At 59.5% G+C, this 21,328-nt stretch carries 21 protein-coding genes; 11 read left to right on the top strand and 10 right to left on the bottom strand.

All coding sequences use genetic code 11. The features are described 5' to 3' along the window. The 4 genes from Q1K49_RS12775 to Q1K49_RS12760 all read left to right on the top strand — a co-directional run. Positions 1-415, top strand: a 415-nt coding sequence (locus tag Q1K49_RS12775; protein WP_300526389.1) for an ABC transporter permease subunit, incomplete at its 5' end; no start/stop codon positions are given. After that, positions 412-1,254, top strand: coding sequence for a nickel ABC transporter permease subunit NikC (nikC, locus tag Q1K49_RS12770; RefSeq protein WP_300526388.1), 843 nt, complete (start codon positions 412-414; stop codon positions 1,252-1,254). The genes Q1K49_RS12775 and nikC, both read left to right, overlap by 4 nt. Then, positions 1,242-2,171, top strand: a complete 930-nt coding sequence (locus tag Q1K49_RS12765) for an ABC transporter ATP-binding protein (protein WP_300526387.1) — start codon at positions 1,242-1,244, stop codon at positions 2,169-2,171. The genes nikC and Q1K49_RS12765 overlap by 13 nt, the downstream gene beginning before the upstream one ends. After that, a complete protein-coding gene (locus tag Q1K49_RS12760; protein ID WP_300526386.1) occupies positions 2,168-2,998 on the top strand; it encodes an ATP-binding cassette domain-containing protein in 831 nt (276 codons plus the stop codon). The genes Q1K49_RS12765 and Q1K49_RS12760 overlap by 4 nt, the downstream gene beginning before the upstream one ends. Positions 2,999-3,263: 265 nt before the next feature. Here the strand turns inward: Q1K49_RS12760 and Q1K49_RS12755 are convergent, their stop codons facing one another. Further along, the gene (locus Q1K49_RS12755) at positions 3,264-3,665 is read right to left on the bottom strand and encodes a hypothetical protein (RefSeq protein WP_300526385.1); all 402 of its coding nucleotides are present in this window, start codon (positions 3,663-3,665) and stop codon (positions 3,264-3,266) included. 135 nt (positions 3,666-3,800) lie between these two features. Between Q1K49_RS12755 and Q1K49_RS12750 the strand changes: the two genes are divergently transcribed. Then, on the top strand, positions 3,801-4,379 hold the full coding sequence (locus tag Q1K49_RS12750) for a GNAT family protein (RefSeq protein ID WP_300526384.1): 579 nt from the start codon (positions 3,801-3,803) through the stop codon (positions 4,377-4,379). Positions 4,380-4,616: 237 nt separating this feature from the next. After that, entirely contained in the window at positions 4,617-5,246 is a 630-nt protein-coding gene (locus tag Q1K49_RS12745) for an O-methyltransferase (RefSeq protein ID WP_300526383.1), read from the top strand. 121 nt (positions 5,247-5,367) lie between these two features. Here the strand turns inward: Q1K49_RS12745 and rsgA are convergent, their stop codons facing one another. The 3 genes from rsgA to Q1K49_RS12730 form a co-directional block, all read right to left on the bottom strand. Then, positions 5,368-6,453 (bottom strand): ribosome small subunit-dependent GTPase A, encoded by a 1,086-nt coding sequence (rsgA, locus tag Q1K49_RS12740; RefSeq protein ID WP_300526382.1) that lies wholly within the window; start codon positions 6,451-6,453, stop codon positions 5,368-5,370. 219 nt (positions 6,454-6,672) lie between these two features. Continuing rightward, complete coding sequence (locus tag Q1K49_RS12735; RefSeq protein ID WP_300526381.1) at positions 6,673-7,503, bottom strand: SWIM zinc finger family protein; 831 nt, start codon at positions 7,501-7,503, stop codon at positions 6,673-6,675. 5 nt (positions 7,504-7,508) lie between these two features. Beyond that, on the bottom strand, positions 7,509-9,422 hold the full coding sequence (locus Q1K49_RS12730; RefSeq protein WP_300526380.1) for a DEAD/DEAH box helicase: 1,914 nt from the start codon (positions 9,420-9,422) through the stop codon (positions 7,509-7,511). Between Q1K49_RS12730 and Q1K49_RS12725 the strand changes: the two genes are divergently transcribed. Further along, positions 9,393-10,397: a hypothetical protein gene (locus Q1K49_RS12725; protein WP_300526390.1), complete on the top strand. Its 1,005-nt coding sequence runs from the start codon at positions 9,393-9,395 to the stop codon at positions 10,395-10,397. The genes Q1K49_RS12730 and Q1K49_RS12725 overlap by 30 nt on opposite strands. Before the next feature lie 507 nt (positions 10,398-10,904). Here the strand turns inward: Q1K49_RS12725 and Q1K49_RS14935 are convergent. Genes Q1K49_RS14935 through Q1K49_RS12715 form a run of 3 tightly spaced genes read right to left on the bottom strand, consistent with a single transcriptional unit; the run spans position 10,905 to position 13,431 of the window. Further along, positions 10,905-11,411 (bottom strand): very short patch repair endonuclease, encoded by a 507-nt coding sequence (locus Q1K49_RS14935; protein WP_366146073.1) that lies wholly within the window; start codon positions 11,409-11,411, stop codon positions 10,905-10,907. A gap of 31 nt (positions 11,412-11,442) precedes the next feature. Beyond that, positions 11,443-12,555, bottom strand: coding sequence for a DNA cytosine methyltransferase (locus tag Q1K49_RS12720; protein ID WP_300526379.1), 1,113 nt, complete (start codon positions 12,553-12,555; stop codon positions 11,443-11,445). A gap of 12 nt (positions 12,556-12,567) precedes the next feature. After that, positions 12,568-13,431: an NgoMIV family type II restriction endonuclease gene (locus tag Q1K49_RS12715; protein WP_300526378.1), complete on the bottom strand. Its 864-nt coding sequence runs from the start codon at positions 13,429-13,431 to the stop codon at positions 12,568-12,570. A 591-nt stretch (positions 13,432-14,022) separates the two neighbouring features. Here Q1K49_RS12715 and Q1K49_RS12710 point away from each other — a divergent pair. Next, entirely contained in the window at positions 14,023-15,633 is a 1,611-nt protein-coding gene (locus Q1K49_RS12710; RefSeq protein ID WP_213692235.1) for a peptide chain release factor 3, read from the top strand. A 52-nt stretch (positions 15,634-15,685) separates the two neighbouring features. Here the strand turns inward: Q1K49_RS12710 and mazF are convergent, their stop codons facing one another. The 3 genes from mazF to Q1K49_RS12695 form a co-directional block, all read right to left on the bottom strand. Next, positions 15,686-16,042 carry an endoribonuclease MazF gene (gene mazF, locus Q1K49_RS12705; RefSeq protein WP_300526377.1) on the bottom strand — a complete coding sequence of 119 codons (357 nt, stop codon included), beginning with the start codon at positions 16,040-16,042 and terminating at the stop codon, positions 15,686-15,688. Positions 16,043-16,052: 10 nt separating this feature from the next. After that, complete coding sequence (locus tag Q1K49_RS12700; RefSeq protein WP_300526376.1) at positions 16,053-16,325, bottom strand: AbrB/MazE/SpoVT family DNA-binding domain-containing protein; 273 nt, start codon at positions 16,323-16,325, stop codon at positions 16,053-16,055. Positions 16,326-16,684: 359 nt separating this feature from the next. Beyond that, positions 16,685-17,830 carry an aldo/keto reductase gene (locus tag Q1K49_RS12695; protein WP_300526375.1) on the bottom strand — a complete coding sequence of 382 codons (1,146 nt, stop codon included), beginning with the start codon at positions 17,828-17,830 and terminating at the stop codon, positions 16,685-16,687. 263 nt (positions 17,831-18,093) lie between these two features. On the opposite strand from Q1K49_RS12695, the gene Q1K49_RS12690 reads away from it, so the two are divergent. The 3 genes from Q1K49_RS12690 (at position 18,094) to Q1K49_RS12680 (ending at position 21,196) form a co-directional block, all read left to right on the top strand. Further along, positions 18,094-18,639 carry a hypothetical protein gene (locus Q1K49_RS12690; protein WP_300526374.1) on the top strand — a complete coding sequence of 182 codons (546 nt, stop codon included), beginning with the start codon at positions 18,094-18,096 and terminating at the stop codon, positions 18,637-18,639. Continuing rightward, positions 18,636-20,063, top strand: coding sequence for a 5'-nucleotidase C-terminal domain-containing protein (locus Q1K49_RS12685; RefSeq protein ID WP_300526373.1), 1,428 nt, complete (start codon positions 18,636-18,638; stop codon positions 20,061-20,063). The genes Q1K49_RS12690 and Q1K49_RS12685 overlap by 4 nt, the downstream gene beginning before the upstream one ends. 368 nt (positions 20,064-20,431) lie before the next feature. Next, a complete protein-coding gene (locus tag Q1K49_RS12680) occupies positions 20,432-21,196 on the top strand; it encodes an IclR family transcriptional regulator (RefSeq protein ID WP_300526372.1) in 765 nt (254 codons plus the stop codon). The last annotated feature ends 132 nt before the right edge of the window (positions 21,197-21,328 follow it).

The following is a 21,328-nucleotide window of genomic DNA, read 5'->3' as shown; positions in this document are numbered from 1 at the left end:
CCTTCCGGCGATCACCCTCTCTCTCATGTCCATCTCCATCAACATCCGCTTCTTCCGGGCGAGCGTGCTGGAAAATCTCCACCACCGCTTCGTCCTCTACGCCAGAGCCCGGGGCGTGCCCGAACGGCGCGTGGTGGGGCGCCACATTTTCCGTAATTCCCTCATCCCCATCGTCACCGCCGTGGGCATGCACCTGGGTGAGCTCTTCGGCGGTTCCGTGGTGGTGGAGAACGTCTTCGCCTGGCCCGGCGTGGGGCGCTATGCCGTGACGTCCATCTTCAACCGGGACTATCCGGTGCTGCAGTGCTTCCTGCTCCTCATGACGGGCATCTTCGTCCTCTGCAATCTCGGCGTGGACGTGCTCTACGCATGGCTCGACCCGCGCATCCGCTTCGGCGGGGAGGAGCAGCCATGACGCTCCTGCGGACCCTTCTCTCGGGCCGGACCACGCGTCTCGCGTTCGTCGCGGCCTGCGCGGTGCTTTTGGTGGCCCTCTTTGCGCCGCTCCTCTCGTCCTGGGACCCCGACGATATTGATTTGTCGCAGAAGCTCCAGGCTCCCAGCCGGGAACATCTTCTCGGCACGGATCACCTGGGGCGGGACGTACTCGCCCGGCTGCTCCACGGCGCCCGGGCCTCCCTGGGCTCCGTGGCGGTGATCGTCGCGGCCATCCTTCTCCTGAGCCTCTCCGTGGGCAGCGTGGCGGGATACGCCGGGGGCATGGTGGACGCCTTCCTCATGCGCCTCTGCGACACCTTTCTCACCTTTCCCACCTTCATTCTCGCCATGTTCCTCATCGGCATCCTGGGCGCGGGCATGACCAACGTGATCCTCGCCATCGTCTGCACCCACTGGGCCTGGTACGCCCGCATCATCCGGGGGCTCGTGCTGAGCCTCAAGACCCGGGAGCACGTCCTCGCCGCCCGTGTGGCGGGAACGGGACAGTTCCGCCTTGTGATGCGGCACATCCTTCCCGGCGTGCTTCCCCAGATCCTGGTGCTCGCCACCCTGGACATCGGTCACATGATGCTCCACGTGTCGGGACTCTCCTTTCTCGGCCTGGGCGTGCAGCCTCCCACGGCGGAATGGGGTGTCATGATCAACGACGCCCGGCAGTACATCTGGACCCAGCCCCAGCTCCTCTTCTATCCGGGGCTCGCCATCTTCGTCACCGTCATGGCCTTCAATCTGCTCGGGGACGGCCTTCGGGACGCCCTCGATCCCGTGGGAGAAACAGGGGGGTGGGGGAAGTGAAAGGAGACGCGGTGCTCGCGGTGGAGTCCCTCGAACTGGAAATTCTGCGGGGGCGACCTCGGAAGGTGGTGCGGAACGTCTCCTTCTCCGTGCCCCGGGGGCGTGTCACCTGTCTTGTGGGTGAGAGCGGCTGCGGCAAGTCGCTGACGTGCCTCGCCATCCTCGGCCTGCTTCCCGAGGCGGTGCGGCGGACCGGCGGAACCATCACCATCGACGGGGAGCGGGTGAACGACCTGTCCCCGGAACACCTCCAGGCCCTTCGGGGCGGCAAGGCCGCCATGATCCTCCAGAATCCCATGAGCTGCTTCGATCCTATTTGCACGGTAAAGAGCCATTTTCTGGAATCCCTCGCCGCCCACGGAGGAAACCCCGGGCGCCTCTCTCCGGAGGTGATGCCCGAGAGCGACCTGGCCCGGGCGCGACGCAGCCTCGCCGAGGTGGGATTCGACAGCCCCGACGACATTCTCGACGCCTATCCGTTTCAACTGAGCGGAGGCATGCTGCAGCGCGTCATGGTGGCCCTTGCGCTCCTCTCGGAGATCCGGCTGCTTCTGGCGGACGAGCCCACCACCGATCTGGACGTGGTGTCCCAGGCGCGGATTCTCACCCTGCTCGACGAGACCCGGCGCCGCCACGGCATGGGCGTTCTCCTCGTAACGCACGACATCGGCGTGGTGGCCCGCATGGCGGACTTCGTGGTGGTCATGCACAAGGGCGAGGTGGTGGAGCAGGGTGAGGTGGCGACGCTCTTCGCGGCGCCCCGCCATGCCTATACCCGGGCATTGCTCCAGGCCCATCTGAGCCTTTACGGGCTTTCCTTCGGCGATGAGGCGGTCGGGGTCGGAACCGTCTCCCCGGAGCCTTGCCTTGCCGCGGCGACGCCCGGTCCCGTTCCCGAGGAGGTGCGCCTCCGATGAATCTTCTCGAAGCGCGGCAGGTGGCGAAGCGCTACCGTCGCGGCGGCCTCTTCGGCAAGCGCAGCGAGGTGCGGGTCCTTGAGGACGTGAGCATCGCCCTCGAAGAGGGCAAAAGTCTCGGTCTCGTGGGGCGGAGCGGTTCCGGCAAGAGCACCCTCGGGCGCCTTCTCCTCGGCCTGGAACGCCCCGACGAGGGGCAGATCCTCTACAAAGGGAAGGACATCTTCACCTCCGGAAAGGAGCACTTCCGGCGCTTCCGAAGGGACGTGCAGGTGGTCTTTCAGAACTCCCTCGGCGCCGTCAACCCCCGCTTCCGCGCCGTAGACATCGTGGCGGAGCCGCTGGACAACTTCGAGCCCCTTTCCGCGGCGGAGCGTCGCTGCCGGGTGGCGGCCCTCCTTGAGGGCGTCGGCCTCTCCGAGGCCGATCTGGACAAATTCCCCAGCCAGTTCAGCGGCGGCGAACTTCAGCGCCTCTGCATCGCCCGCGCCCTGGCGCCCAGGCCCCGGGTGATCATTCTCGACGAGGCCGTGAGCAATCTGGATATGCTCATCCAGGTGCAGGTGCTCAACCTGCTCCGGCGCCTGCGGGACAATTCCGGAACCACCTTTCTCTTCGTTTCCCACGACCTCCGCCTCGTGGCGGACATGTGCGACTCCGTGGCCATCCTCGCGGACGGGCACATCGTCGAGCGGACCTCCCCGGAGAAGCCCCTTCGGGACTTTTCCCACCCAGCCTTTCTCGAACTGCTCGACGCGGTGCTCCCCGCCCGCCCCGACGGCTCCGGCGTGTTCCGGAACATCCTGTCGCAGGAACGCACGGCGTAACATTTCATCGTTTTTCTCTCCATCCCGGGGATTGTCTCCACGGAGGAATGCAACCGGACGCTGGTCGTGGTCCAACTCCCCGGGATGGAGAAAGCACCGCGCTTCCGGCGGCGGGTTGGTTTTGGTGACGGAAAGGCTGCATGATTCCGGTTGTTCCCCTGACATGTGGCGACAGGTGGGTCTGAAACCAAGCGGCAGTGGATGTCGTCTTTGCGGTTGACCGTGACTGGATCGGGCGGGTGTTCCCCGTTATTTCAGTGCGCTTTCAGTGTCGATCGGCCTCCGAAGGACGTTTCAGCAGATCCTTCCTCGTGAGGCCGTTTTTTCTTGCCCTCATGTTCCAGCCGGAATGTGTTCCCATAAAGTACCAAACGAAGCGGGGAAAATTGGGGCGGACGAACAGGGGTGGGGCGCTGCGTCGGGAGAGGATGTTTTCGGTGATTTCCTGCAGCGCCCGAGAGGTGTTCTTCAGCAGTCCGCGGCCGAGGGGGACCTTTTTCAGGGAACCGACCATCTCGCCCGTGCCCTGTCCCATGCCCTGGCCGAAGTGAAGTCCGCACCGGGCGCACCAGTTTTTCACAATGTCGATGGCGATATGGTTCTGCTCCCCCTCGAAGAATCCGTTGTTCACGATGGTGTAGACAAAGATCTCTTTTTTCCGGCCCACCTCCGGCCTTACTCTTGCGGAACAGGACGAAGGGAGGCTCCTTTTCGAGTATAGTGGCGAAGGTGTTTTCGATTGACGAGAACAGAACAGGTCACGTTACGTTGCCAATGAAGTCTGTTTCGGGAGGTCCCACAGATGAGCACATCTCTTCAATCCGAGCGCCTGGAGCTCGTTTCCATGGATGCGACTGTTCTCCAGGCGTTGCTTGACGGCAACTTTCACAACGCTGCCCATATCGGCGGTTTTCTGATTCCTGCGGATATTCTCCTGAGACGCAGCGCCCTTGTCAGGCGGGTCGAGCAGCTTCGCGACGATCCGAGCCTTTTGCCCTGGCTGCTGCGCGCAGTGGTCGTGCGGGAGTCGCAGACCATGTGCGGACGTATCGGCTTTCACTCCCGGCCGGGCCCCCCGGATCTTGCCTCGGTGGCGCCGGACGGGGTCGAGCTTGGGTACGAGATCGATCCCCGTTTCCGGAGGCGTGGCTTTGCAAAAGAGGCGGCTCTGGCACTCATGAAATGGGCCTTCACGCAGCATGGTCAGAAGTGTTTCGTTCTCTCGATATCCCCCTCCAACGAGCCGTCGTTGGCGATGGCGCATTCAATGGGTTTCGTGGAGTGCGGATCACAGCTTGACGAGGAAGACGGGCTGGAACTGTATTTCGTCAGGCGGCTGGACCAGTGGCCCGACGAATGGTCCCGGGTGCTGGGCGCCTGACCGGTTCTCTGACACCGACCTTGTTGGGGTATGGACGGCTCATGTATCGACACGAGCCATGAAACGTGCCGGGAAGGTCCGTGCGGCGAGGTTGTGAGCGTGCCCTGTGTTCGATTTCGTCCGCACGGGAGAGTGTTCAGGGTGATTTCGATTGACTGCGGCGATATTCATGCGTAAAATGCATGCGCTCTGTCCAGTCTTTGAATCATAAAAAAAGAAAAAAGGGAGTGCATGGTCGTGACCTTCGATGAAGTGAACACCTATATCACCAATCTCTATGCCGCCAGAACCAACTTGACACAGTGGCAGTATGCCCGGGAGACGGAACTCAAAGAGTACATTCCCACTGTGGATGACGATGTGGCGAGGTTTCTCGGGGTTATGCTGCATCTGCTGCGTGCGAAATGCGTTCTTGAAATCGGCACGAGCATCGGCTATTCGACAGTCTCGATGGCGCAGGCGGTCAAGGCCTACCAGGGCCGGATCGTGACGGTCGAATACGATGAACAGGTGGCCCGACAGGCCCGTCTCAACTTTGAGCGGAGCGGCGTATCGGACAGCATCGAGCTTCTGCAGGGAGATGCCCGGGAGATCCTTCCTCAACTGTCCGGGGAGTTCGACCTTGTTTTTCTCGATGTGGACAAGAGACTCTATGCTCCGTTGCTCGCCGACTGCCTGCGGCTTCTGCGCCCCGGAGGTGTTCTCATCGCGGAGGACACACTGTTTCCTGTGATCGAGCTGGAATCCAAATGGCATCATCTGATTGCGCCCATAGAGGAATTCAACAGGGCAGTGGTCGCTCTCGGGGATGTGGAAAGCACTGTCCTCCCTATAGGTGACGGGGTGACTCTGGCGGTGAAGAAGTAACCCTGTCGTTGCGCTGAAAGCGCGACCGACGCACGCGCTTTTCCTCAGCGGTGCATGTGCCAAAAAGGAACGTGCGGGCCGCCTTCATGCTGCGACGACCCGCACGGCTCTTGACGTTGGATTACATTCCCCGCTTACGCCGGTTGTTCTCCTTGGCGAATCGTCGTGCGTTTTTGATGCCGCCCACTTCCGCGAACATGGTGGCGATCTTCTCCGCCTCGATCTGCCGTGAATTCAGTCCTTCGTATCGGGCTTCCTTCTTCAGTTTCTGGTAATTCGAGAACCGTTTCGCAGAGAGCAGGCCGTCGCTGATTGCCTGCTGTACCGCGCAGTGTGGTTCCCCGGTGTGCGTGCAGTCGTGGAATTTGCACTGCGCCGCGAGGGCGTCGATGTCGGCGAAGGCTTTCGCGAAATCGGCGCTTTCGATGCCGAGTTCTCTCATTCCCGGCGTGTCGATGACGGCCCCGCCGTCCGGAAGGATGTAAAGATCCCGCCTGGTCGTGGCGTGCCGGCCTCTGTCGTCGTTCCGTAATCCTCGTGTTTTCAGAGCATCGTGGCCGAGGAGCCTGTTGATCAGGGTGGATTTGCCCACGCCGGACGAGCCGAGAAGGGCGACGGTCCGGCCTCTGCCCAGGTACTTCCGGACGGAGGCGCAACCGTCCTCGGTCAGGCTCGACGTGACGAGCACGTCAACCCCGCATGCCACCGCGTCGAGTTCTTCCAGCTTTTGGGGAAGGTCGTCGCACAGATCGGCCTTGGTGAGCACGATGACCGGCACGGCCCCGCTGTCCCAGGCCACGCCGAGATACCGCTCCATCCGCCGGAGGTTGTAATCGTTGTTCAGCGACATGCAGCAAAAGACCGTGTCGATGTTCGCGGCGACGACCTGCTCGCCCTTCGCCGTCCCCGCAGCCCTTCGGATGAAGGCGCTTTTCCTCGTCAGGACGTGGCGGATGATCGCGTTGCCGCCGCTATTCTCGTTCCGATCCAGCATGACGAAATCGCCCACCGCCGGATAGTCCGAAAGAGTTTCGGCGTCGAAGCGGACCTTTCCGGAAATCTCCGCCGCCACGTCGCCGTTCTCCGTCATTGCCTTGTAGAGATCCTTGTATTGCGAGATGACGCGCCCGACATACAAATCCGGATACAACGAGGCCTCGGCGAGAAACCTCCGGTCGAGACCGATGTTTTCCAATTCTTTTTTCATTGTCATAACCTCCAAAAGTTTTTGAGAATCCCTTTTGGGAGGCGTATACACTAGATCGTTTTGTATGCACCTCCCCGAGGTGCCACACTCTCCACTGCACGTTTCTTCGACATGAAACAACAACTCCTTATTGAGGTGGATTGTCGTGCCGCCTGATGATAGCACGAAAACTGATCTTGCCTGCCAAATGTGAACACACGGCTATGCGGCAAACATCGTCTAGCAGAAAGGCTCTTCTTCCTCCGCTGCGAGGCGATAGAATTCTTCCATAAGGGGGAGAAAGGGTCGGAGAGAGCGCCAAAGAGGAAGAGGCCCCAACCTGCGTGGAAGAGTACCATGAGATGCCGAGGAGGGGAGTTTTTCCTCCATAGGAGGACGATGTGTTGTCCCCCAAAAGAGTTCCCGTTCCAGAGGAAGGGGTTCTGGAGAAAAGGAGGAGCTTTCCGCAACGTCCTCTTTTTCGGAAAGGCCGAAAAGATCTTCCCGTGCCAACCCTCGAAGAGTGAGAAGAAGGAAGGGGTCCATCTCAAAAGCTTCTGCCATGAGGTAGAATACCGCGGCGATATGCTTGCATGGATTTGACCAGTCCGGACAAGAACACGTTGTTTCGAGGTCTTTTTCCGGGGAGGGAAAGAGCGGAAGTCCCGCATGATTGAAGAGGTTCTCCATCTCCCGAGGAGGGTCCTTCTTCAGAAGTCGCGCCGCGAGAAAGGGTTGTTCCTCCAGGGCCGCGAGAAGTTTCCTTTTTTGGTCCGCCGAAAGAGTACGGCATTCCAGAAGAACGGAATACTTTCCCGCCCGAGATCCCTGGACTTTAGCGGTCACCGTGCCGGAGCGGATGGTGAGTTCCGTTACCTGCCCATTTCGGGCGTAACTCTTGCCCCGAGAGAGACGTGCTCCGATGTGGGAGGACTCGAGAATCCGAATCCATTCCTTTCCCCACCAAGAGGAGGCGAAACTTCCCCTTCGGCTTAACGCTCTGATGCCTCCATCCACTTTCCGTGGAGTGGAGGGTTCGTAGGCCATAAAAGAGCTTTTTCGTTCGGCCATGGTTTTTACGCCTCCAGCGCTTCGGGATCCAGACGCAGCAGTTCCTGGAGTTCCCGATCCGAAAGATTGCCGATCCAGAGGTTGTCGCCTCCCACGATTTTTTCCGCCAGATCCCGTTTGTTTTCCAGAAGCTGGTCGATACGCTCTTCTAGCGTTCCGGATACCACGAAGGTGTGCACCTGTACGTTTTTCTTCTGGCCTATCCGGAAGGCGCGGTCCGTGGCCTGGTTTTCTACCGCCGGATTCCACCACCGGTCGTAGTGGATCACGTGGTTTGCCCGTGTGAGCGTAAGTCCGGTACCTCCCGCCTTGAGGGAAAGAAGAAAGATTTTTGGAGCTTCCGGAGCGTGTTGAAAGACCTCCACCATTTCGTCCCGCCTTTTTCGAGGCACTCCTCCGTGCAGCAGAAAAACCTCCTGAGCGAAATGATGTTGCAGCCACTTCTGGAGCATTTCCCCCATTTCCCTATATTGGGTGAAGATCAGGCAATGTTCCCGGGTTTCCTGAAATTCCTCCAAAAGATCTACCAAGCGCCGCATTTTGCCGGACCGGCCCTCCGCCAGAGAAGAGCCGTCTCCCAGGAACAGGGCGGGATGGTTGCAGATCTGTTTGAGTTTGGTCAGGGTGGCCAGCACCAGTCCCTGGCGTCCCGCGTTCACTCCGGTGGCGAGGCCTTCTTTTAAATCCTCCAGCACCGCCTGGTAAAGAGATGCCTGTTCCTTGGTAAGGGAGCAGTATTCCTTGGTGACGATCTTTTCCGGAAGATCCCGTATGATGTTTTTGTCCGTCTTGAGGCGCCGCAAAAGAAAGGGAGATGTCATGTTCCGGAGCTTCGCGAGTGCCGCCTCCCGTTGGAAACGTTCCCGGGGTTTCTGGAATGTCTTTCTGAAGAAATTCTGATTTCCCAAAAGGCCGGGATTAAGAAAATCCATCAGACTCCAGAGATCCAGTGGATGATTTTCCACGGGAGTTCCTGTAAGAGCTATGCGGTGTTCCGCGGAAATGTTCCGAGCCGCTTTGGATTGCTTGGTTTCCGGATTTTTGATGTTCTGAGCCTCGTCAAGGATCAGGCTTCCCCAGAAGACTTCCTGAAAAAAGGGAAGATCCCGCTGCAGTAGTCCGAAGGTGGATATCACCAACCCCTGATTCCGCACAGTGTTGACAAAGTCCTTTTTTTGCTGCCGGGAGGAGCCGTGATGTACCAACACCGGAAGGTCGGGAGTGAAACGCTCCGCTTCCTTGCGCCAGTTGGTCACCACCGAGGTGGGGCAGATCAGGAGGGCCGGCCTTGTCTCGCCTTTCTCCCGTTCCCTCTGGAGATGTGCCAGCGTCTGTACGGTCTTTCCCAGCCCCATGTCATCCGCCAGACAGGCCCCCAGACCCCAGCGGCGGAGTGCGGCGAGCCAGGTGAAGCCCTCCACCTGGTAGTGCCGGAGAGTACCCCGGAATCGCCGGGGAAGCTCCTCTGGAACCGAGGGTTTTTTCTGCCGGAGATCTTCCAGCACTTCGGCGAACCATCCTTCCACCTCCACCCGTTCCACCGGAAATTCTTCCGTTTCTCCGATTCCCTCGCCTGCCAAGGCGGAGGCCAGAATCTCCGAAGCCAGGATCTCCCGAAAATCCTGTTTTCCAAGAAGATCCAGGGCCTTTCGGAGGTGTTCCGGGCTCGTCTCGATCCACTCTCCCCGAAAGCGAACCAAAGGTGTTTTCAGTTCCGCCAGCAGTTGCATTTCCTCCGGCGTAAGTTCCTCACCTCCTAAAGAAAGTGCATATCGGAAACTCAGAAGAGCGTCCAACGTCAAGCTGTCGTTCTCCGAGGAAGCATTGGAGACCTTAGCGGTAAGGCTCACTCGCTTGAAAGCCTTACGACGCACCCACCAAGAGGGGAGTTGGAGGGTGAATCCAGAAGCTTGAAGCACCGGGGCCTCTTCCTTGAGGAAATGCAGGGCTCCCGAAGCATCCAGAGAGAAGCCCCGGAGATTTTTCCCCTTCAGACTCCCCTCGATGCGAGGAGAGATTCGGGCTCCCTGTTCCAGAGCAGCAAGCGCGAACTCCCGTGGAACTCCTCCGAAGGCGTCTGCGGAAAGCGGAAAATGCGCCTTGTGACTCCAAAGATTTTCAAGAGGGAAGAGAAGGCTAGGGTCCGCTTTGGACTGCAGGAGATAGCGCACTTCCCAGAGATTTTCTCCGACGGGAGGCTCTTCCAGGCGCAAACAGAAACGAAAGGGAGATGCACTGTGAAGTCGGGCGGGGCGACTCCAAGAGGCGAGAGTCTTGGAAAACTCCCGAAGTTCCTCTTCTTTTTCCCATGGTATCCTGGGAGAAGGGACTTGAAGTGCTTCAATCCAAGCGTCGTGGAGGTTGGAGGGTTTTGTCCGGACCTCCTTGGACCGTCTTTTTTGGAGGCGAGCTCGAATGATCCGGTCCAAGAGGACCTGAAGCATCTCCAGGGCCGATTGCCTGGGAGAAGTTCGGGGCGGTTCCTTTCCCCGAAGAGTCAGGCAGCGCAGTACCCCTGGGAAAGTACCCGCAAGCCGTTCCAGCTCCTTTTCGAAATCCTCCGAAAGCACGGGAATCCACCGGGCTTCCCAAGAGGAATCCTCTCCCTGTACCAGGGAGGGCAGGTAGCTTTCCCGGGCCAAAAGGTTTTCCGCAAGCCGAAAAAGCCGAGTTCCCCAGAAGAGCGAATTCCCCGGAAGAAGGCGACTTCCCGAAAGCGGAGTAAAATCTTCTTTTCCAAAAAGCTCGCAAATCTCCTCCGTGGTGAGAGGAAGAACGAATATCGGGTGAGACGCCAGGACGATCTTTTTTCTTCGGTCCGGTTCCTCTCCCAAAAGCGGGGACGAAGGAAGGGGAGTATTTCCCGAAGAAGGAAGCCAGGCTGTTCCGCGTAGAAGGGGTGTGTTTCGGGAGGAGGAAAAAAGTCCCGCTTCGAAAAGATGTTTTGGAAGAGGGGGAAGAGGAGGCACCGTCTCCCGACGCGGTTCTTCCGCCCAAAGATAGAAGTTGCGTTCCGCAAAAGACAGGTGTATTCCCCGCATGCAGGTGCTCCATATACTTGAAGTGTGTGCCGAGAATCATATTGTACCATTTCCGTTGGTCGAAGCGGATCCTGAAGGCCGGACCGCTTGCCGCGCCAGCAAGGCTGAAATCCTATACTCCTCGGCGGGACCATTCGTATTGCAGCGGCGAAAAAACATCGACCGCACGCCGCGGGGTCGTCGTTCTCGACAAGACGCTTCTCGCAGACGGCGAATGAGAGGGTGTCGAGTCGCACCCGATACCTCCGGCGATTATGGAAGCGCTCGATGGCCCCCCTCGCCGTTCCCTGTCGCGTCGCATGGCGATGGTGAAGAATCGGCTCGTTTTCAGCGCCCGGGGAGCGCGGGTGTCCACAAGTGCTACGATGCTTCGCTCGGCTCCGGAAAATGTCGTGACGTCTTCGAAGAGGCGACGCGGCGACCGGAATCGGTGCAAGGATCTTGTTGATGCACCTGCGTGTCACGAAGTTCCGAGAGCAGCGCTTTTGCATAAGCGCCGCTCCTGATTTCGCATTCCCAGAGTACGAGGACTTTCCATCCCAGGGAGCGCAACGCCCTTTCCTTTTCCAGATCCCTGCTCACGTTCTTCTGGAATTTCCTGAGCCAGAATTCCCGATTGTTTTGTGGTGTCGATGTTCCGCGGGAGCACGTTCGATGACGGTGCCAGAAACAGCCGTGCACGAAAACGGCGAGCCGATATCTTGGAAGAACGATGTCGGGACTTCCCGGCAGATCGGAGCGATGCAGGCGAAAACGGAATCCTTTTTCGTGGAGAAAGGAGCGGACACGACGCTCCGGTTCCGTATTTTTGCCTTTGATCCGAGACATGATGCGGTGTCGCTCCTCGGAAGAAAAACAGTCCGTCATGACTGTCGCAGAGTGGAGAGCCGGGCGGTGATCACGCGGATCGAACGTTTTGGGGTACACGTACGCCGGTTTCGGTGTCCGTCGCCGGAGGGGGTGTGGAATTTCCGGGATGCTTTTGCCCCAGACCGATCAGTCGTAAGACATGGCGCGCCACGTGGTAAGCCATGCGAACCGGTACGGCATTGCCGATCTGCCTGGCGATCTCGACTTTGCTGCCGCAAAAGAGGAAAGAATCCGGAAAGGTCTGCAATCTCGCGGCTTCGCGGTGAGTGATGGGACGGTCCGCCTCGGGATGGAGGTACCTCCCTTTTTCCGGTTTGAAGAACTCCGTCCGGATCGTGAGCGCCGGTTTGTCCCATTCCAGGCGGCCGAACACGTCCGTACTTCCCGATGGTTTGTCGAGCCAGCAGCGCGGGCACAGATCAGGGCGGGTGCGCATGAGATCGAAGCGGTTTCCTCCGGGAGGAATGGTACGGTATCTTTCTATGGATTCCGGTGTGGGATTTCGTCCCACGTGCAGCGATTCGCCCGTGGGAACGAGGGGAAGATCGCCCAAAGCGTCTCGGACCGTTCGGTGTTCTCCCGGAGGCTGAGGCAGACACGCCCAGCCGTTCCGAACGCCTATGGTCACGCCTCGGCGCCGTTTTTGGGGAACTCCGAATTCCTCCGCTTCGAGCGTTCCCCACGCGATGGAATAGCCCAATCGTTCAGTTTTCTCCACGAAGAGACGAAACTCTTCGGATTTAAGAAAGGGTGGAACATTCTCCATCACAAAGGCGTGCGGGCGCATCTCAAAAAGCGCTCGGTGAAATTCGAAACACAGGGCGTTCATAAGGATGTGCGCATCCTGTCGGTTTTGTCGGGTACTCATTTTTCCGAGGGGAGAAAACCCCTGGCATGGAGGACCTCCCACGATGATGTCGGGGGAGAGAGACGGAAAGGGGCGGAGATCTCGGATGTCTCCCGTAAAAAGGGTCGCTTCGGGGAAATTGGCCTGATACGTTTCGGCGGCGGCCTTGTCCGATTCCACGGCGAAGACCGGTCGTGCTCCGGCGAGTCGGAAGCCGAGAGAAAAGCCTCCGGCGCCGGCGAAAAGATCTACGAAAACGGGGACGTGTTCCGTTCGTTTCAAAAGAATTCCCATGGGAAAATCCTTTCACACCGCCAGATCGAAGGGCAAATCACTGATATCACGCAAACGTCGTCCGGAAATGAGTGTTTCCAAAATATCCATCTGGTCTTCATTCGCCAACGAGGTCACGGCGGTCTGTAGTTCGTGGAGAGCTGCGTGGTAGACGCAGTCGATGTCTCCCATGCCGAGGGCCAGAGAGGCGATTCGTGACGGAAGAGGCTCCGCAGTGAGTGCCACGATGTGCGGCGTGTTGCCCTTTCTGTTCCGCATCAGATTCAGTGCCTCGGTTCGCGTGTTCTGTGCTCGGTCGGAACGGATGGTGAGCTTGCAGGAGATGCTCGCATGGAGAATCGCCGCCCCGCCGCCGCAAGCACCTTCAAGAAGGGGTGCATGAACGGCGACGGGGCTTTCGGCCTGTCGGCGGCCGTACTCCCTTTCCGTAAGAGGGTGTCTGGCGATGACGATGTCCGGGCGAATGAAGTATTCTTCACCGAAGATCGTCTTCAGGTTGGGATTTTCGTCAGTGATCCGCCTCAATAAACCGAGATGGCTGTATTGGTCGAACCTGGAAATATCGGCCTCCGTTTCCCACTCCCATGTCCCCGGTCGAAAATCTTTCATGAGCGGAAGGGTTTCTTTGAGGAATCCCAAGCACACATCGGTAAACACGTTGCCTCTTGTCTGGGAGGACTTCGGTTTTCCCAGTGCCTTGCCCGGCAACAGATTTGTCCACGCCATGGCGATGGAACAGCTCGATCGATTATCCACATCGGCGATGTTAATTGTATCACCGTATTTACCGGATGATTTCAAGGCAAAAACTCTATTTTTCAACGTTTTTAGGTATGTTGTTCGAGAATCAGTGACAAGATCGAGTATTGTTTTCACGTTTCGAAGATCCTCCTTGCTGGAGTGTCATGTGTGGAGGGGAGGCTCTTTTTTGTTTATTCTACCATAGTGCTCCTGCTCATGTGGTTTATTCTACCCGTTCGATGTCAGCCCGGAAGAGCCTCTCTGAAGGATCCGGAAGGCATTGTTCTTTGGATCGAACTTCTCTTTCCGCGTCGATTCTTCGTCTTGGTGAACCGTTGCGCCTTTTTGATGCCCTTTGCTTCTGCGGGCGTTGTGGTGCTGTTCTGCACGTCGTTCTGTCCCGGGTTCAGCTCCGCCGCGAATGTTTTCCTTTGCCTGGCGTTACCGCATGTCATCGGGAACGCCAGGCCTAAAGTCTTCAAGTGTACTGCCCTGTCGTGTGTTCACGAGCGACGAAGCGGGCGGAACCGTAATGCTCATGGTTCCGTAGTGAAATGCCGTTACGCCGAAGCCGTTTCCTGCACGTGCCATCGCCGCCGTGCCGTTTTCCATTCCCCTCTTTTGATTTTTCCCATAAAAGCGTACAATAGTGCCCGAGAAAAGAGCCGGGGGCATCCCCGGCTTTTGTGTGCCGCACCCTCGGCAAGAAGGAGAAATGCACGAACCATGTCAACCTGTTTCGAAACCCCCACCAAGGAAACAACTCTCCGGAAGGAGATCGAGCGCCGCCGGACCTTTGCCATCATCAGCCATCCCGACGCGGGAAAGACGACCCTCACGGAAAAACTGCTGCTTTTCGGAGGAGCCATCACGATGGCTGGAGCGGTGAAGGCCCGCAAGGCGGGACGTCACGCCGTCAGCGATTGGATGCAGATCGAGCAGGAGCGCGGCATCTCCGTGACCAGCTCGGTGATGAAGTTCGAGTACCGCGGGTACGAGATCAACCTGCTCGACACTCCGGGACACGAGGATTTTTCCGAGGACACCTACCGGGTGCTTACCGCCGTGGACAGCGTCGTCATGGTGATCGACAGCGTGAAGGGCGTGGAAAGCCAGACGCGCAAGCTCATGGAGGTGTGCCGGATGCGCAACACCCCCATCATCACTTTCGTCAACAAGCTCGACCGCGAGGGCATGGCCCCCCTGGACATCCTGGGGGACATCGAGGAGAAGCTCCAGCTCGAGTGCGCGCCTCTCTCGTGGCCCATCGGCCGGGGAAAGCTCTTCAAGGGCACCTACAACCTCTACGGCAGGGAGCTGAATCTCTTCACGCCCGGAAGCGACCGTGTGGAGAAGGCGCGGGTCATCCGGGACGTGAATGATCCCGCTCTCGACGAGGCGCTGGGGCGCCAGGCCGATGAGCTGCGCGAGGATCTCGCTTTGCTGGAGGGGGCGGCGAACCCCTTCGAGATGGAGCATTACCTGAAGGCGAACCAGACGCCGGTCTTCTTCGGCAGCGCCATCAACAACTTCGGCGTGAAGGAACTGCTCGACACCTTCGTGGAGATCGCGCCGTCCCCCCTGCCGCGGCCTGCCGTCACGCGCACCGTCGCTCCGGACGAGGAGGCATTCTCGGGTTTCGTCTTCAAGATCCAGGCCAACATGGATCCCTCGCACAGAGACCGGCTGGCCTTTCTGCGGGTGTGCTCGGGGCGCTTCCAGCGGGGGATGCGCATGCGCCATCACCGTCTCGGCAAGGACGTGACCGTGGCGAACCCGGTCATCTTCATGGCGCAGGAGCGGGAGCTGGCGGAGGAAGCGTGGCCCGGCGACATCATCGGCATCCACAACCACGGCACCATCAAGATCGGCGATACCTTCACCGAAAAAGAACCCCTCAAATTCACGGGTATTCCGAGCTTTGCGCCGGAGCACTTCCGAAGGGTGCGCCTCCAGTCGCCGTTGAAGGCGAAGCAGCTCCAGAAGGGGCTGCAGCAGCTTACCGAAGAAGGGGCGGTGCAGCTTTTTCGCCCTCTGGAGCGGAACGACTACATCCTCGGGGCCGTGGGAGCGTTGCAGTTCGACGTGACCATGGCGCGCCTGAAGGCGGAGTACGGCGTGGAGGCGGACTACGAGCCGGTGAACTACATGACCGCCCGGTGGGTGACCTGCGACGACAGGAAGATTCTGGAGGAGTTCGAGAAGGCCAATCGGAATGATCTGGCCATGGATGGAGAGGGGAATCTGGCTTTTCTTGCCGAGGGCAACTGGCAACTGCGCCTCGTGGCGGAGAAGTGGCCCCGGATCGTCTTTCACACCACGCGGGAACTGCGCTGATCCTGTCTCGGCTGGATTCGGGCCGGATCGTGTGGTGTCGCGAAGCTGAAAACTAAAGAACGAGCAGGGCCTTGACGAGTGCTCTGATTGCTTCCAGTGTTTCCGGGGTTGTTCTTCCGGCTAGCCTGGCCGATCGGTTTTCCCAGTCGATGGTCTTGATCTGATCGCAGAGAACAACCCCCGTTACGCTTCCCGACATCGTGTCCAGGAGTACCTCGAAGGGGTAGCCTTTTGCCTGTTTCGTTACCGGAACGACCGTACAGAGGTTCAGTATGCGGTTCGCGCTCTTCGGCGTCAGAACGATCGCCGGGCGTTCTCCCGCCTGTTCGTGGCCGATGACCGGGTTGAAATTCACGAACACCACATCTCCGGCATCCGGAACCCATGAGTTTGCCCCCATGTCCGTCATTCGCCGTGCCTCACCAGATTTCGTTGCCCACAGGGAAGCCCCAATCGACAGATTCGTGCCGGTTTGCGTCGGTCACCCGAGCAAGCAACTCTTCGAGCGTGGGGTGTTCGGGGCGTTTCTTCACGCGAAACCCTTCGGTGGTGGCCAGCAGCTCGACCCGGGAACCCTCTCCGAGTTTCGTCTGTTTTGCCAGAGACTGCGGAATTCTGATGGCAAGGCTGTTCCCCCATTTTACGACACGTACCTCCGTCCCGGTTTTCAGCGTCCTGCCCGTCGTCTTCACGCCATTTCCCTCCTTCCCTTCGACACAAAGACACCCTTATTCCCCCTCGGGCTATTGTGTGTATCTGCCATGTCGTTCCGCGTATATACAGAGTAGAGTTTCAGCATCCGGTGAAGCTTTGTTGTCACTGATTTTATCAGCATAATCCATCCTTTTGCCTTTGTCAAAAAAATAAAAAGCCTGCAATAGCGGCGGAATGGATGGAGACAGAGGAACGGCTCAAAGCCTACGCCCGCCAAACGGGGATGGAATAGAGGCTGTCTTGCTCTCGTCACTATCACGGGAGGGCCCCCCCGAAGGAGGGTGTCTCGTGTCCTCGTGCAGGGGGGCCTGCGCCTCCGGTGTTTTTCTTCCGTACCTCACCCGTTTTTGAGGTCCGCGATCTCCTTCATGGCTTTGGGGATGTCGATTCCCTGGGGGCAGAGGGGAACGCATTTCCCGCAGGCGATGCAGCTTTCCGCCCGTTCCCGTTTGTTCAAGGCGCGGTAGTAGGTATTACTGAGCACGATCTCCGCAAGGCCCGGGTTCGACGAGCGGACTTTGCGGTAGTGGTTGTACAGCGAAAACACCCTCGGGATGTCCACTCCGGTGGGACAGTCCATACAGTAGCGGCAGCCGGTGCAGGGGACGGTTCCGGAGGAGCGGTAGCTCGTCGCGACCTCGGCGAGAAGGGCTCGCTCCGTCTCCGACAGGGGGCGGAAGTGCGTCATCGTCCTCAGATTGTCCTCCACCTGCCCGAGGGTGCTCATTCCGCTCAGAACCGTCAGCACTCCCGGAAGGGAGGCGGCGTAGCGCAGCGCCCACGATGCCTGGCTCGCCTCCGGGTCGGCCCGTCGCAATATCTTCGCCGCCGCCTCCGGAAGGTCCGCGAGCGCGCCGCCCCGGAGGGGTTCCATCACCACCACGGGAATGCCCCGCTCGGCGAGGAGGGTGTACTGGCCTTTTGCGTCGAGGTCCTCCCAGTCCAGGTAATTCACCTGCAACTGACCGAAATCCCACTCCCCTTCGTTGACGATCCTCGCGACATGAGCGGTGGTGTCGTGTACGGAGAACCCCAGATAACGGATGTAGCCCGCCTCTTTTTTCTTCCGCAGGAACTCGTAGACGTCGTATTCGAGAACGGCGTCGTAGGTTTTTCCTCCGATGTTGTGGAGTAGGTAGAAATCGAAGTGCTCCACGCGGCATTTTCGCAGCTGTTCGGTGAAAATCCGCTCCAGATCCTCCTTTGACGAAAGCACCCACGGGGGCATTTTTGTGGCCAGGTGATAGCTGCCCCGGGGATGTCCGGACAACACTTCTCCGGCGAAGGATTCGCTCGCTCCCTCATGGTACACCCAGGCGGTGTCGAAGTAGTTCACGCCTGCGGCTATGGCCGTGTCGACCATCCGGCGTCCCGTTGCGAGATCGATGTCCTTTTTGTCCGACGACCGAGTGGGCAGGCGCATCAGTCCGAAGCCGAGCAGCGAGACGGCTCCGTCGATATCCTTGAACGATCTCGTTTCCATGGTGATGTTCGACCTCCTTTTTTGCAGCTCCTGCAGCGGAGCACAAAGACGGGCAAAAGTCGTGCGGAAAGGAAAACCGTGTCCGGGTATCACTATACCGCATCGGAGGATGCGGGGCCAGGGAGGGACACTGCCGGGCGGGAGGTTGCCGACGTCCTTGCGAGGGAGCACGAAAGCGTTGCACAAGGGTCATGATTCCGTAACGGGGAGAGGGTACGCTTGCGGGGAACGGCAACTTCATCCTACGGGAGGTCGATGGAATCGTGATGTACGGGTTGTTCAAGGCATGGCGACGTTTCCGGCGCGGTGTCGCTGCGTCGGTGTCTCCGGCGGTGTTTCTGGGAAGTGCGCTCCTCGTCTTTGTTCTCGCCGCTGCGGGGTGGTGCGGCGAGCTGGTCCTCTCGCCGTTTTCCGGAACGTCCGGAAAAGGGTTCGACGAGGTGTACGTGGTGGACGGCGACACGCTCTCACCTGCGGAGAGGGTGTCGGGGCCGATTCCGGAGGTGCTCGCCGCCTTCCGTGGCGAGGGGGAAAGACTGGTTCTCACGGTGTTTCACTTCAATGATCTGCACCACCACATCACCGTTCCGCACAAAACGCGGGGAAATACGCACTTTCTCGCGCAGATGGTGCACCAGGTACGCGAGGCCAGGGCGGCGAAGGGTGCCGACGAGGCGGTGCTCTTTCTCTCCGCCGGCGACGACCACACGGGAACACCCTTCGACGAACTGCCGGGGGCAACGGGGCGGAGTTCAAGGTCGATCCTGTCTATCGGGCCTACAGTGCGGCGGACCTGGATGCCACGGTGATCGGAAATCACGACCTGGACAAGGGAACGGAGATCCTCGCCAAAGGCATCGCCCAGGACGCCCGTTTTCCCGTCCTGTCGGCGAATCTCCACGGCTCGGCTGTTCTTCGGCCCGGACAGATCCACCGCGTCCTTCTCGGCGTGGTGCGGGGATATCGGGTGGGAATCGTCGGCCTTACCACCACGAACTCTCCGAAACAACCCGAGGATCCGGGCTTTTTCGTCTCGCCTCCGCTCGAAGCGCTGCAGCATCTCCTGCCCGCCCTGGAGCCCCTCTGTGATGTGGTGATCCTCCTGACCCACGTGGGATACGAGGACGAGCCCGCCATCTACGGCGACGAGAGCGACCGTTTTCTTGCCCGCAAGGCTCGGGAACTCACGTCCAAACCGGTGCTGGTGGTGGGGGCCCACAGCCACTCCGTGCTGAACGAAAAGGGGCTGGAGGTGCGCGAGGGAGACGTGCCCATTCTGCAGGGCGGCCAGCGAGGACAGTTTCTCGGCAGGAGTCGTCTCGATCTGGTGCGCTCGGGTGATGCGATGCACCTTGCAAACGTGGAGGCATTTCTCATTCCTCTGAAAAAGCGCGATGACCGCGTCGCTGCGGACAATCCCGACTACGGCAGGTTCGAGCACGACGGGGACTACGACGAGACGTTCGAGAAGAGCACCGTGGATCCCCTTTTCGCGCTGCTGTCGGAGAAGATGAACGAGCCCCTCGGCGCGGTGACCGCGGACGGCCTTGATGCGGACCGAACTCTCGTGGAGCGCTATACCGGAGAATGCGCCCTGGCCAATTTCATGAACGAGGCCATCGTGCGGCGTGCGGTCACGTTCTCGGAAAAGCCCGTGGACCTGGCGCTGATCAACGCCTCGGGCGTCATCGCCGGAGTGGACAAGGGGTCCCTCGCCTACAGTGACTGGTATGCGGTGATGCCCTTCGCGGACACGCTCCAGGTGGGGGAGATGACGGGAGCCCAGATTCAGGACATGGTGGTCAACAACGCCAAGCGCATCATCCGACCCGACGAGGCGGCGGGCATGGATCTGAAGAACACCTACGTGGGAAGAGGATTTCTCCATTTCTCCGGAGCGCTCCGCTACACGATCCGCCTGGGAAAGGATGCGGGGGAGACCGTTGCGGAGAACATCACGCTCCACGGCAAGCCCATCGAGGAGCAGCTCGACCGGGTGTTCACGGTGGTGTTCAACAGCTATATCGGAAACGGCGGCGGAGATAGTTGCTGGAACGGAAAGAAAATTCCCGACATCACCGCCGAGGTGACGGGATTCGACATCGGTTCCCTGCCCAAGAGAGACACGGGGCTGATCTACCGCAACGAGATCATCGCCGACATTCGCACCCAGGGCGGCATCGACGCATTGAAAGGCGCCGCTTTGGACGGCAGGGTCACGCTGGTTCCGTAACCGTGCGGTGCTTGCGGCAACATCGGTGGCGCGCACGCGCCCCGGGTTTCCGCGACAAAACGCCTACGCGTTTCTCTCTGAAAAATCATCGGAATCCCACAGGGAAAGCCGCTGCAGCGGCTTTCCCTGTTTCGCATTGCCGCCTGTACGCGAGCAGGACGACAAGGGGAAAATACCCTGCTTCAAGGGCACAACGGCGACATCGGCGCGGAGTTTTTCGGAAATTCCTCAATTTTTGCGAAAGAGACGTGAAACTTTCCTCTCCGAAAGGCAGTTGCCTCTCTTGACAGATCACCCTCCGTTCGGTAGGCTGAAAAACAAAAATACGGGACAATGTGTCCCATTTTTGAAAAAGGAGGCCGAAGGAGATGCGCGAGGAGGAGAAGGAACAGCGACAAAGTGCCGTGGAAAAAATCGTCGCCGTCATGGAACTTCTCTGCCTCTCCGGAAGAACCTTCAGCCTGCGGGAAATCGAGAGCCGAGCGGGAATTCCCCGGAGCACGCTCCATAGGTTGCTCCTCTCGTTGGAGAAGGTGGGATGGGTGACGCGGGACGCGTCGTCGGAGCGTTTTCGTCCGGGGGTGCACTTCTTTCTGTTGTACCGGGGCGATCTGTTTCACGGCGAGCTGATCCGGATCGCCGGGCCGGAGATGGAGCGACTCGTCCGCGAGACGGGCAAGACTGCGGTGATGAGCGTGCTGGAAGGAATGACTGGGCTCTGCATTCACCACGTGGAGCCGAAGGGAACCGCGGTGAAATACGTGGCGCACAGGGGCATGGGCGTTCCGGTCCACGTGGGAGCCACGGGCAAGGTGCTGCTCGCTTTCTGCCGGAACGATCTTCGGGAGCGCATTTTCGCCTCGGGGCTTCCCGAGGATGTGGACGGAAACGCGTTGCGGCGGCAGCTTGCGGAGATCCGAAGGCGGGGTTATGCCTACAGCAGGGAAGAGTGGATGGAGCACGCCGGGGACATCAGTGTGCCTCTTGTCGATGGCAGGGGGGAATTCGTGGCGCAGCTCGGGCTCGCCGGGCTGGTGACCAGTTTCGAAGGGCAGGAGGAAGCGCTTGTCGCAAAGCTCAAGGACGTAGCGGGCCGGGTGAGCGGGGCGTTGCAGTCCGTTTTTTCGGGATGAAGCGAGGCGAGGAGGCCGAAGCCACCCGGGGCGGGCGCGTGTGTGCTTCCGTGCATGTGGATGTCTCCGGAACGCCCCTTCGGAAGCCGTTGCGGCTGTTGGAGAGGCTGCCGAAAAAAGAGAAACGTGCTG

This window comes from Aminiphilus sp. (genome assembly GCF_029975095.1).
GTDB lineage: Bacteria > Synergistota > Synergistia > Synergistales > Aminiphilaceae > Aminiphilus.
This window is presented reverse-complemented; position numbering and strand designations above follow the sequence as displayed.